Raw genomic sequence first — 12,185 nt, forward strand, 5'->3', positions numbered from 1 at the left:
GTCGGCCACGAACCGGTCACCGAGGCGATCCTCTCCGCCATCCCCGAGGTCACCGACCTCTACACGGTCACCGGCGACCATGACCTGCACCTGCGCGTGGTGGCCCGCAACGGCCAGGACCTGCAGGACGTGCTGGACCGGATCTCGCAGGTCCCCGGTGTCGCGCGGACCTCCTCCGCGCTGGCGTTGCGCACCCACGAGCAGGGCCGGACGCTGCCGCTGCTGCACGCGGTGGCGGCTTCCGGCGAATGACTGGTCAGACTGTCCACCCGCGGCCGCGCGATACCGGTCAGATTGCACAGACTGGCCAGCCGTTCGCCGGCTGATTGCACAACGTCGAAGGGCCGGTCACACTCCTTCTCGAGAGTCCTGATGCCCCGAGACGAGGAACGCCGCCATGACCGCAGTCGCCGATGCCCGCCCGACCACCGCCCACGCCGTGCAGGAGTCCGGCGCCGCCGGTGAGACCCGCGTCCCCACCGTCCCCCAGGCCGTCGCGCGGGTCGTGCGCGAGCAGGACACCCTCCTGTTCGGGCTGATGGGCAACGGCAACGCCCACCTGATCAGCGAGCTGACCAGCACGGGCTTCCCCTTCGTCACCGTCCGGCACGAGGCGGGCGCCGTCGCGGCCGCGGACGCCGCCTTCCGCGCGTCGGGACGGCTCGCCACCGCCACGGTCACCTATGGCGCCGGCTTCACGAACACCCTGACCGCCCTGGCCGAGGCCGCCCTGGCGCGCATCCCGCTGGTGCTGATCATCGGGGACGCCCCCACCACCGGTCCGCGCTTCTTCGACGTGGACCAGGTCGGCATGGCCGCCGCGGCCGGCGTCGAGACCGTCCGGCTGAACGACCACGACCCCGCCGCCCAGGTGCGCGATGCCTACGCCCGCGCCCGTGCCGAGTCCCGGCCCGTCGTGGTCGCCATCCCCTACGACCTGGTCGAGGCGCCGGTGCGCGGCTCCACCGGGGCGGACGGGCTGACGGGCGAGGCACCCCTCCACGGGTCCCTGCCGGCCCCGACCGGTGCCGGGATCGCCCCCTTCCTGGCCGCCCTGCGCGGCGCCAAGCGCCCCTTGATCATCGCCGGCCGCGGCGTCGTGGACTCCCCCGGGGCGCCGGAGGCCCTGCGCCGGCTGGCCGACGGACTGGGCGCCTTCATCGCGACCTCCGTGATGGCCCGCAACGTGGCCGGGCTCGAGGGCGACCTGGGCATCGCCGGCGGCTTCGCCCGGCTGGACCGCGCGGAGATCATGCGCCAGGCCGACGTCGTGCTCGTCGTCGGTGCCGGGATGAACCCGTTCCAGTTGCGTTACGGCACCCTCCTCGGAGCCGGGGCGACCGTGCTGCAGGTCGACACGCGGGACTGGAAGCGCCACGAGCGCACCGATCACTTCCTGGTGTCCGACGCCGGGGCCGCCCTGGGAGCCCTGGCGGCGGCGCTGGGTGCTACGCCGGACGAGAACGGCCGTCCCGACGGCGGCTGGCGCGCCCGGCAGGCCATCCCGGCGGCCCCGCGGCTGGAGACGGTGAGGGCCGACGGGTCCGTGGAGGACGGGCTCGCCGAGGACGGCCGGCTGAACCCGCGGTCCATGGCCCTCGCGCTGGAGGAGATCCTGCCGGCCGAGCGGACCTTCGTGCAGGACGGCGGCCACTTCATCGGCTGGGTGCCCCTGATGTGCTCGGTGCCGGACGCGCGCTCCCACACGTTCGTCGGCACCGCGTTCCAGTCGATCGGGCTGGGCTTCCCGTCCGCCGTGGGCGCCGCCGCGGCCCGGCCGGAGCGCACCACGGTGCTCGTCACCGGTGACGGTGGCGGGCTGATGGCCCTGGCCGATCTCGAGAGCTTCGTGCGCCAGGCCCGCTCCGGCGTGGTGGTCGTGTTCAACGACGCCGCCTACGGGGCCGAACTGCACCAGTACGCCGTCCGGGGCCTGGACGAGGAGGCGATGCTCATCGAGGAGGTGGACTTCGCCGCCGTCGGGCGCGCCTTCGGGGCCGAGGGCGTCAAGGCCCGCAGCCTGGCCGACCTGGATGCCCTGAAGGACTGGGTGGCCCGGGGTGCCGAGGGCGTGTTCGTGCTGGACCTGCCGATCTCGCGCAACGTGGTGGCCGAGTACATGGCGGAGTCCATGGCCGGTGCCCAGCCCGCACCGCGGCCGCTGCCCGTGGACTGAGCCGGTCCGCTGCCCCCGGGGTGGCAGGATGGGCGCTATGACGGCGAACGAGGGCGGTGGCAACCGCATGCTGGAGAGGGTGGCCGCCATCCTCGACGCGGTGGAGGCCGGCCCGGCCTCCGCGAGCGACATCGCCCGCCGCACGGAGCTGTCCGTGTCCACGGTGCACCGGCTCGCCCTGTCGATGGCCGAACTGGAGTTCCTGCGCCGTGATCCGGACGGCCGGTTCCGCCGCGGTGGCCGCTTCGTCCGGTCCGCACTCGAGAACGCCGCACTGCCCATCCTCACCGCGCTCCGTGACCGGACCGGTGAGACCTCCCAGTTATGGGTGCGGCGGGGCGGGGACCGGTTGTGCCTGGCCAGCGTGGACAGCACGCACACGCTGCGGGCCACCCTGCCCCCGGGGACCCGTCAACCCCTGCCCGCGGGATCGGCGGGGCGGTTGCTCGCCGCCGAGGACGAGGCCCTGGCCTCGGTCCGGGCGCGGGGCTGGGTGGAGTCCGTGGGGATGCGCACCCCGGGACTGGGCTCCGTCAGCGCGCCGGTGACCGTCCGGGGCGAACTGCTCGGGGCCGTCTGCGTCGCCGTGCCGCTGGCCCGGGTGGTGGGCAGCCCCGGAGAGGACTTCGGGCCCCTGACCGTCGAGGCGGCGGATCATCTCGCGGAGGTCATGGAGACCCTGCGTCTCAGCTGAGGCCGGGGGCGCCCACCCCCGATGGCGCCCCCCGCGACGCCCGCCCCCGGTGGCGCCCGTCCTGCGTGGCCCCGCGCTCGTGGACGGTGCCGCGGAGCACCGGCCCCGGACCGTGGACGTCCCGGGTCCCCACGCCCGGAGGCCGGGCCTGACCTGCGGCGCCGAAGAACATGGACACGGGGTGTTGTGAGCCCGATCACTCATTGCTACTGTCTTCCCACTAAACAGCAAACATTTCCCATCTGATGGGAAATTCAGCGGGAGGATATCGCGTGAGCGAAGCCATCAACACCGGGACGAACACCCTGCCCCTGGAGGGCGTGCGCGTCCTCGAACTCGGCAGCTTCATCGCCGCCCCGTTCGCCGCCCGCCTCTTCGGCGACTTCGGGGCCGAGGTCATCAAGATCGAGCGCCCCGCCGGCGGCGACGAGCTGCGCGACTGGCGCAAGACCCGCGGGCAGACGTCCATGCTGTTCCGCACCATGGGCCGCAACAAGAAGTCCGTCGCCCTGGACCTGCGCAGCGAGCTCGGCCGCGAGGCCGTGCTGAGGATGGCGGCGAGCGCCGATGTCGTGATCGAGAACTTCCGCCCGGGCACCCTGGAGAAGTGGGGGCTGGGCCCGGACGAGCTGATGGCCAGGAACCCGGACCTGGTGATGGTCCGGATCTCCGGCTACGGCCAGACCGGTCCCTACAAGGACCGGGCCGGCTTCGGCAGCTCGGCCGAGTCCTTCGCCGGCCTGCGCTACATCACCGGGGAGCCGGACCGCCCGGCCGGCCGTGCCGCCGCCTCCATGGGGGACACCGTCGCCGGACTCTACGGTGTCATCGGCGCCCTGATGCTCATGCTCCAGAAGGCCCGCGGTGGGGACACCCGTGGCCGGCAGGTCGTGGACGTGGCCCTGTATGAGGGCGTGTTCAGCCTGCTGGAATCCCTCGTTCCGGACTACGACGCCTACGGCATGGTCCGCCAGCGCACCGGCGGGCGCCTCCCCGGTGTGGTGCCGACCGGTTCCTACCCGACCGGGGACGGTCTCGAGGTGGTCATCGGCGGCAACTCCAACTCCGTGTTCAAGCGCCTCATGCGTGCCGTGGGCCGCGAGGACCTGGCCGAGGACGCGTCCCTGACGACCACCGAGGCCCGCGGCGACCGCGAGGAGGAGCTCAACGGCGTCATCTCCGAGTGGACCGGCGCCCGCCCGCTCAAGGAGGTCCTGGACGTGCTGAGCGAGCAGGGCGTGCCGGCCGGCCCGGTCTACGACGCCCCGTCCATCGCCCAGGACGAGCACTACATCGCCCGCGGGATGATCGAGACGCACGAAGTCGTCATCGAGGACGAGCCCGAGCTGATCCGCTTCCCCGGCGTGGTCCCCAAGATCCCGGGTCACGACGGGCGGGTGGCCTGGATCGGCCCGGACCTGGGTGAGCACACCGAGCAGGTGCTGCGCGAGGTCGCAGGGTTCGACGACGACCAGATCGCCGCCGTGTCCGCCTCCGGTGCCGAGGCGGTGCGCTGATGACCGCCATCCAGGTCACGGACGTCTTCCTGCGCGACGGCCTCCAGGACGAGCCCGTCACCCTGACTCCCGCACGGCGCGTCGAGATCGGCGAGGCCATCGCGGCCGCCGGCGTGCGGCGGATGGAGGTCGCCTCCTTCGTCAACCCCCGGCGCGTCCCGCAGATGGCCGGCGCCGAGGGGGTCCTGCAGTCCCTGCAGGAGGGCACGACGGCGGAGCTCACCGTCCTGGCGCTCAACGGCCGGGGCGTGGAGCGGGCGGTGGCGGCCGGCGCGCGGCACGTGCAGATCGTCACCTCCGCCAGCCAGGCGCATTCCTCGGCCAACGCCGGGCAGGGCATCGAGGAGGCCCTGGCGGGACTGGGGGAACAGGTGGCGGCCCACCCGGGCGTCGACTTCTTCGCCGGCATCTCGACCGCGTTCACCTGCCCGTTCGAGGGGGCGATCGATCCGGAGCACCTGCTGTGGATGGTCCGGTCCTTCAAGGCCATGGGCGTGACGGACATCGGCCTGGCGGACACCCTGGGCACCACGCCCACGGATGAGCTGATCGCCAGCCTCGACCACGTGCTGGCGGCCGAGCCCGAACTGACCTACTACCTGCACCTGCACAACGCCCACGGCCAGGCCCTGGCCACCGTGGACGCCGCGATCGAGCGCGGGATCACCCGCTTCGACGCCGCCCTCGGAGGGTACGGCGGCTGCCCCTTCGCCCCGGGCGCGGCCGGCAACCTCTCCACGGGGGAGCTGGTCCGCCACCTGCACGCCGCCGGGCACCTGACCGGGATCGACGAGGCCGCGCTGGCCGAGGCGACCGCCCTGGCCCGGAACCTTCTCGCCACGGCCCCCCGGCTCGCCGAGCCCTCCCACGCCTGACCTTCACCCCGGGCATCCCGGGCCCCCGGGCTCTCAGGGGCCCGCTATTCTCACCCCCACCTGACGAAAGGGACTGCCATGTCCACCACCTCCACCGACGAGACCACGGGGTCTCACGGCGATCGCGAGGCGATCGAGCAGGAGCTCACTGCCGGGACCGATCCCGCGTCCGAGGGCGGCCTGGGCCACCCTGTCGCCAAGGACGTCGACGGCCGCCCGGGCGTCCACTACACGGGCGCCGGGTGGAAGCGGATCGCCAGCGTGCCGATCGCGGTCTACCTGGTGATGGCCGGCGTCGTGCTCACGGCCGCCACCACCGGGGTACTGGCACCGTCCATGCTCTCCGGCTTCGCGGTGACCATCCTGCTGGGCGGGCTGTTCATCTGGCTCGGCAACCGGGTCCCCCTGATCCGGGACTACGGCCTGCCGACCATCCTCTGCACCTTCGCCCCCGCCACGCTGGCCTACCTCGGCGCCATCCCGGAACCGATCATCACCGTGGCCAGCACCTTCATCGACGAGCAGGGTTTCCTGGACTTCTTCGTCATGGCGATCATCGCCGGTTCCATCCTCGGCATGCCGCGCGCACTGCTGGTCAAGGCCGGCCCGCGGTTCGCCGTGCCCGTGGTGGGCACTATGGTGGCCACGTTCGTGGTGATCGGGCTGGTGTCCCTGCTGTTCGGCAAGGGGTTCATCGAGGGCATCCTGCTGGTGGCCGCGCCGATCATGGCCGGCGGCCTGGGCCTGGGCGCCCTGCCCATGTCCGAGATGTACGCCTCCCGCACCGGCCAGGACGCCTCCGCGTTCATGGGCGACCTGATGTCCGCCGTCGTGCTGGCCAATGTCTTCTGCATCATCATCGCAGGGCTGCTCAACGGCATCGGCAAGAACCGGCCCACCCTCTTCGTCGGCTTCACCGGCAACGGTGACCTGATGCGCGTCCAGGGCCCGCGCGGCGAGCTGACGATGCCGAAGAAGGCCGATACCTCCACGTACATCGCGCTCGGCAAGGGCCTGCTGTTCGCCGCCGTGATCTTCGTGGTCGGTGAATTGCTGGGCGCGTACCTGGAGTTCCTGCATCCCTACGCCTGGGCGATCATCATCATGGTGGTCCTGAAGCTGACCGGGTGGCTGCCGAAGGACCTCGAGGCCTCCGCCACCGACTGGGGAGAGCTGATCAACGCTGTCCTGGTCCCGGCCCTGCTCGTGGGCGTCTCCCTGACCTACATCAAGATCGACGAGGTCCTCGTCTCCCTGGCCGACCCGTCCTTCATCGTCCTGACGTTCCTGTGCGTGCTCGTGGCCGGGCTCTCCGCCGGCGTCATCGGCTGGCTGGTGAAGTTCAACTTCGTGGAGTCGGCGATCGTGCCCGGCCTGGTCATGGCGGACACCGGCGGATCCGGCGACGTCTCCGTCCTCAGCGCCTCCGAGCGCATGCACCTCATGCCGTTCGCGGCCATCACCAACCGCATCGGCGGCACCCTGGTGCTGTTCGTCACTTCGCTGATGGTGCCGCTGCTGGTCGGCTGACCCTCACCCCGAGTGTCCAGAGGTCAAAGGATGACCCGGAACGCCCCGATGCGGGGTGTTCCGGGTCATCCTTTGGCGTTCGGCCGTCGGAGGGGTCCGCGTGCGCACCGTGGCGGGCAGCGTGGGCCAGGTCACTGCAGTTGTGCACAACATGCAGTCGTGCAAAAATATGATCCATGACCCCTGCGGATACCCTCTCCCTGCGCGAGCGCAAAAAGCTCGAGACGTGGAATCTCATCCACGACGCGGCCGCCGGACTGGCCCTGGACGAGGACATCCCCTGCGTGACCGTCGAGGCCATCGCCAGCGAGGCCGGAGTGTCCCAGCGGACCTTCTTCAACTACTTCCCCACCAAGGAGGACGCCATCCTCGGCGTCCGCAGCCCCCAGCCCCCGGAACTGCCCGAGGGATTCCTGGACGGGGACGGCCTGTTGCGCCGCACCACGGAGCTGATGCTCGGCGTCAGCCGCAGCGCCTACGCCGAGGGGGACGTCGAGCGCCGGGGCCGGTTGTTCGCCAAGTTCCCGCACCTGCTCATCCGGCGCCGGGAGCTGTCCCTGGAGTGTGAGGACCTCGTCCAGCGCGCGCTCGCCGCGGCGATGGCCGGCCATCCCGAGTGGTCGCAGGGACTGCACGGGCACGGGGTCGAGGACACCGCCCGGATGCTGACCACCGCGGCGGGCACCCCGTTGCGCTACGCGATCATGGCCCAGGGCCCGCTGCCCACCGGACAGCTGGAGCCGGAGGCCGTCCTCGACGCGATCGAACTGTTCCAAGACCTCTACAGGAAGCTTTCATGACCCAGACCCCCCGCGACCGCCGTCGAAGTCCCACCGCCACCGCTCCGACGGAGGCCAGCGCCTCCGGTGCGGCCCCGAACCGGGCCGAGGCCGGTTCGACGATCCCCCCGGGGACGCTCGTCCCGCTCTTCGTCGGCCTCATGCTGGCGATGCTGCTGGCCGCCCTGAACCAGACGGTCTTCGCCACGGCCCTGCCCACGATCGTGGGCGAGCTCAACGGGGTGAGCCAGATGGTGTGGGTCATCACCGCCTACATCCTGGCCACCACCATCGTCATGCCCATCTACGGCAAGGTCGGTGACCAGATCGGCCGCAGGCCGCTGCTCATCGCCGCGATCAGCCTGTTCATGCTCGGCTCCGTGGTCGGCGGCCTGGCCGGGGACATGGGCATGCTGATCCTGTCCCGCGTCATCCAGGGCATCGGCGGCGGTGGACTGATGATCCTGGCCCAGGCGGCCATCGCCGACGTGGTCCCCGCCCGGGAACGCGGCAAGTACATGGGCGTCATGGGCGGGGTGTTCGCCCTGGCCTCCGTGGTGGGACCCCTGCTCGGCGGGTGGTTCACGGACGGACCCGGCTGGCGCTGGGCCTTCTGGATCAACATCCCGATCGGCGTGCTGGCCCTGCTGGCCGCGATCTTCTTCCTCAAGCTGCCCCGCCACCGGCACGGTCGCCCGACCCTGGACTGGTACGGGATGTCTCTGATCGCCGTCGCCACCACCGCCCTTGTGCTGGTCACCACCTGGGGCGGCGGCACCTACGCGTGGTCCGACCCGGTCATCCTGGGCCTGATCGCCGTGACGGTCGTGGCCGGTGTCGTCTTCGTGCTGGTCGAACGGCGCACCGCCGAGCCCCTGATCCCGATGTCCCTGTTCCGCGAGACCAACTTCGTGCTGACCACCGTGGCCGGCCTGTTCATCGGCGTGGCCATGTTCGGCGCCCTCGGGTACATGCCCACGTACCTGCAGATGTCCTTCGGCCTGGACGCCTCCGTCGCCGGCCTGGCGATGATCCCCATGATGGGCGCCATGCTGCTCACCTCGACGGCGTCCGGGGCGCTGATCTCCCGGTACGGCAAGTACAAGTGGTACCCCGTGGTGGGTGCGCTGGTCATCGCCGTCGCCCTGGTCCTGCTGTCCCTGATGGACCCGCACCAGCCCCTCTGGATGGCGTGCGGTTACATGGCACTGCTGGGGATGGGCCTCGGCCTGTCCATGCAGAACCTCGTGCTGATCGTGCAGAACACCTTCCCGGTCACCATGGTGGGCACCGCCACGGCCTCCAACAACTACTTCCGCCAGATCGGCGCCACCCTGGGCTCCTCCCTGGTCGGCAGCCTGTTCGCCTCGCGGCTGGCCGGACTGCTGGTCGAGCGGCTGCCCTCGGCGGGCGCGGGCCAGATGGGCAGTGCGGAGTCATTGACCCCGGCCGCGGTGTCCGCGCTGCCGGATCCGCTGCACGACCTGGTGATCACCGCATACTCGGACGCCCTGACCCCGATCTTCCTGTGGATCGCGCCGCTGGGCCTGATCGCCGCCGTCCTGCTGGTGTTCGTCACGGAGAAGCCGCTGGCCACCCGGATCGAGCGGACGGTGGAGTCCGAACCGCTGGCCACGGGCAGCCTCTCGATCGTCATGCCCGGCTCGAGCCATGAGCCCGCGGGCGACTCCGCGCCCGAACGGAGCCACGCGCCCGCCCTGCGGTCCCGGTAGTACCGCCGTCGGCGACCGCCCGCGACGTCGTCCGCCGGCCGCGCAACCGTCGACCGCTCGCGCGGTCGGTGGGCCGGCTCCGGTCGCCGTGCGGTGAGCGGGTCAGCCCTCGACGGGGTCGGCGTCCGGGGGCGTGGCGTCCGGTGCCTCGAAGGGCGCATCGTCCGGCCCCACGAAGGGGATGACCTCGGCGTCACCCGTGGAGGGGCTGCCCGTCCAGGACCCGCCCTCCAGGCTGTAGACCACGCACTGGACGGTGCGGTCACCCTCGGCCCAGGCCCGCTCCGTGGGCCGGAACGTGTACACGTCCCAGCCTGAGGACTCGTACGGCTCCCCGACGTAGTCCTCGAACACCGTCCCCAGGCACTCATCCTCGGGCTCGAGCCAGAGGTGTTCCCGGTCCTCGCCGGGGAACTCGGCCACGGACTCGGGCACGGTGACCACGTGGAGCAACTCGGAGTCGTGTTCCTCGGCGCAGTCCACGGTGGTCACGGCGTTGCCCACGTCCTCGAACCCGTTGAAGCAGTCCCCGACGGCCAGGCCGGTGATGTCGGTGCGATCCGGGTTGATCTCCACGCCGAACCCGCGGGCGAACTCGTCCACCTCGTCGGGAACGGCGGTACAGCCGGTGAGGGCCAGTGATGCAGCAGCCAGTCCGGCGGCGAGGGCGGCCAGGCCGGGCCACGGAAGCGGCCCACGCCGCGGCGATGTCATGGAGGGAGCATACGGCCAGATCAGGGCCCGGATGCCGGATCGCGGTACGGTGACGTCGTGGGTGAACGTCACGGCCGTGTTGCCAGGAACGCGGCACACCGCTAAGGTGTGAGCGCAGTCACAACCGAAGAGCCGTTGAGTGCGGCGGGAGAGTCCCGTCCAGCAGCACCGGTCGGGCGCCGTAGGAGCAAATCCTCCCCAGGAAACTCTCAGGCCCCCGTACCGCCGCATCGAGGCACATCTGGAAAGTAGCGCGGCATCCTCCGCGTTCGCCGAAGGAGCAAGTCCCGCCCGGGTGGGATGGAAACTCTCAGGCCGAGCTACAGATCGGGGAGGAACACACGGACCGCGCGGGGACACCGCGCAGAAGCCTGGAGTTCCCTCATGCCGATCACCCCCGTTCTTCCGGATGCCCTCGACCTGCCCGACGCCACCCTCACCGACCGTGCGGTCGGTCCGGGCCGGTACGCGGCCGTGACTGCCGCCCACCCGGACCTCGACCCGATCGGAGCCGGGCGCTGAGGCCCGGGACAACACCATGAGCATCAGCGTCTTCGACCTGTTCACCGTCGGCATCGGTCCCTCCAGTTCGCACACCGTCGGCCCCATGCGGGCCGCGCGCCGGTTCGCCGAGACCCTGGTCGCCGGGGATCTCCTGGAACGCACCGCCGACCTGCGGTTGGACATCTACGGATCCCTCGCGGCCACCGGTCGCGGACACGGCACCTTCACCGCGATCCTGCTCGGGCTGGAGGGCTACGACCCGGAGCTCATCCTGCCCGACCAGGTTGAGGAGCGTCTGGCCGACATCGACTCCACCGGCACCCTGCGCCTGTGCTCCGCCCTCGGGGCGGGCAAGGACCTGCCCTACGGGGTGGAGGACATGGTGCAGCACCCGCTGACCGTGCTCGACCGGCACACCAACGGCATGCGGTTCCAGGCGCTGGACGCCGAGGGCTCCGTCCTGGCGGACGAGACCTGGTTCTCCGTGGGTGGCGGCTTCATCGTCCAGGAGGGTGAGGAGGACGCCGGCGGGGACCAGCAGGATGGGTCCGGGGCCACGGTGCCCCACCCGTTCAGCACCGCCCAGCAACTGCTCGAGCACTGCCACGCCACCGGGATGGACATCAGCGAGGTGATGCTGGCCAACGAGCGGACCCGGCGCACCGAGGACGAGATCCGCGCCGGGCTGCTGCACATCTGGACCGTGATGGAGGAGTGCAAGGACTCGAGCCTGCGGCGCACCGGCCTGCTGCCGGGCGGACTGAACGTCGCACGCCGGGCCCCGGAGTGGCACCGTCGCCTGCGTGAAGAGGACCCGGACCGGGACCCGAAGTTCTGGCAGGAGTGGGTCAACCTGGTCGCGCTGGCGGTCAACGAGGAGAACGCCTCGGGCGGCCGGGTCGTCACCGCCCCCACCAACGGGGCCGCCGGCATCATCCCGGCGGTGCTGTTCTACGCCACCCACTACTCCCCGGCGGCCCTCGACGCGGCCGCCCAGGGGCCCGAGGCGCTCCGCGTCGCGCGGGAGCAGATCGTCACCCGGTTCCTCCTGGCCGCCGCGGCGGTGGGCGTGCTGTACAAGGAGCAGGCCTCCATCTCGGGCGCCGAGGTGGGCTGCCAGGGTGAGGTCGGTTCGGCCTCCTCCATGGCGGCCGCCGGCCTGGCGGAGGTCCTCGGCGGTTCGCCCGCCCACGTGGAGAACGCCGCGGAGATCGCCATGGAGCACAACCTGGGCCTGACCTGTGACCCCATCGGCGGACTCGTGCAGATCCCCTGCATCGAGCGCAACGCGATCGCCGCGGCCAAGGCGATCAACGCGGCCAAGATGGCGATGTGGGGTGACGGCACCCACCGGGTCAGCCTGGACGAGGTCATCGTCACCATGCGCGAGACTGGTAAGGACATGAGTCACAAGTACAAGGAGACGGCCCTCGGAGGACTGGCCGTCAACGTCGTCGCCTGCTGACGCGTCACACGTCCGGGGCCTCGCGCGCCGGTCACGACTCCGGATCACCGACCCGGAGCCATCCCAACCCCACCCGCAGATCACACCTGGGAAGAGGCTCCAGCATGAGCGAAACCCCTCAGTCGCCCCATCTCGAACGGGCACTGTCCAACCGGCACATCCAGCTGATCGCCATCGGCGGAGCCATCGGCACCGGCC

11 protein-coding genes and 1 riboswitch are annotated in these 12,185 nt (G+C 71.3%); of the genes, 10 read left to right on the top strand and 1 reads right to left on the bottom strand.

Annotation, left to right across the window (positions count from 1 at the left end):
- The 8 genes from PLJ28_RS13255 to PLJ28_RS13290 form a co-directional block, all read left to right on the top strand.
- The coding region (locus PLJ28_RS13255; RefSeq protein WP_324590226.1) for an Lrp/AsnC ligand binding domain-containing protein at positions 1 to 252 on the top strand (252 nt) is incomplete at its 5' end.
- Between the two features lie 145 nt (positions 253 to 397).
- Complete coding sequence (locus tag PLJ28_RS13260) at positions 398 to 2,176, top strand: thiamine pyrophosphate-binding protein (protein ID WP_324590227.1); 1,779 nt, start codon at positions 398 to 400, stop codon at positions 2,174 to 2,176.
- A 37-nt stretch (positions 2,177 to 2,213) separates the two neighbouring features.
- Positions 2,214 to 2,870 carry an IclR family transcriptional regulator gene (locus PLJ28_RS13265; protein WP_183529311.1) on the top strand — a complete coding sequence of 219 codons (657 nt, stop codon included), beginning with the start codon at positions 2,214 to 2,216 and terminating at the stop codon, positions 2,868 to 2,870.
- A 272-nt stretch (positions 2,871 to 3,142) separates the two neighbouring features.
- Complete coding sequence (locus PLJ28_RS13270; protein WP_183529309.1) at positions 3,143 to 4,387, top strand: CaiB/BaiF CoA transferase family protein; 1,245 nt, start codon at positions 3,143 to 3,145, stop codon at positions 4,385 to 4,387.
- Positions 4,387 to 5,262, top strand: a complete 876-nt coding sequence (locus PLJ28_RS13275; RefSeq protein WP_183529307.1) for a hydroxymethylglutaryl-CoA lyase — start codon at positions 4,387 to 4,389, stop codon at positions 5,260 to 5,262. Before PLJ28_RS13270 ends, PLJ28_RS13275 begins: the two co-directional genes overlap by 1 nt.
- Positions 5,263 to 5,340: 78 nt before the next feature.
- Complete coding sequence (locus PLJ28_RS13280) at positions 5,341 to 6,792, top strand: 2-hydroxycarboxylate transporter family protein (RefSeq protein ID WP_183529305.1); 1,452 nt, start codon at positions 5,341 to 5,343, stop codon at positions 6,790 to 6,792.
- 176 nt (positions 6,793 to 6,968) lie between these two features.
- Complete coding sequence (locus PLJ28_RS13285; protein WP_221243768.1) at positions 6,969 to 7,592, top strand: TetR/AcrR family transcriptional regulator; 624 nt, start codon at positions 6,969 to 6,971, stop codon at positions 7,590 to 7,592.
- Complete coding sequence (locus tag PLJ28_RS13290; RefSeq protein WP_183529303.1) at positions 7,589 to 9,304, top strand: MDR family MFS transporter; 1,716 nt, start codon at positions 7,589 to 7,591, stop codon at positions 9,302 to 9,304. Before PLJ28_RS13285 ends, PLJ28_RS13290 begins: the two co-directional genes overlap by 4 nt.
- A 102-nt stretch (positions 9,305 to 9,406) precedes the next feature.
- Here the strand turns inward: PLJ28_RS13290 and PLJ28_RS13295 are convergent, their stop codons facing one another.
- Positions 9,407 to 10,018: a septum formation family protein gene (locus tag PLJ28_RS13295; protein ID WP_183529301.1), complete on the bottom strand. Its 612-nt coding sequence runs from the start codon at positions 10,016 to 10,018 to the stop codon at positions 9,407 to 9,409.
- A gap of 135 nt (positions 10,019 to 10,153) precedes the next feature.
- Positions 10,154 to 10,253, top strand: a riboswitch (glycine riboswitch).
- A 149-nt stretch (positions 10,254 to 10,402) separates the two neighbouring features.
- Here PLJ28_RS13295 and PLJ28_RS13300 point away from each other — a divergent pair.
- Together PLJ28_RS13300 and PLJ28_RS13305 are read left to right on the top strand one after the other, a co-directional pair.
- Positions 10,403 to 10,540 carry a hypothetical protein gene (locus tag PLJ28_RS13300; protein ID WP_183529299.1) on the top strand — a complete coding sequence of 46 codons (138 nt, stop codon included), beginning with the start codon at positions 10,403 to 10,405 and terminating at the stop codon, positions 10,538 to 10,540.
- 16 nt (positions 10,541 to 10,556) lie between these two features.
- Positions 10,557 to 11,987 (top strand): L-serine ammonia-lyase, encoded by a 1,431-nt coding sequence (locus PLJ28_RS13305; RefSeq protein ID WP_298042139.1) that lies wholly within the window; start codon positions 10,557 to 10,559, stop codon positions 11,985 to 11,987.
- Positions 11,988 to 12,185: the final 198 nt, after the last annotated feature.

It is taken from the genome of Citricoccus sp. (assembly GCF_035445025.1).
GTDB lineage: Bacteria > Actinomycetota > Actinomycetes > Actinomycetales > Micrococcaceae > Citricoccus.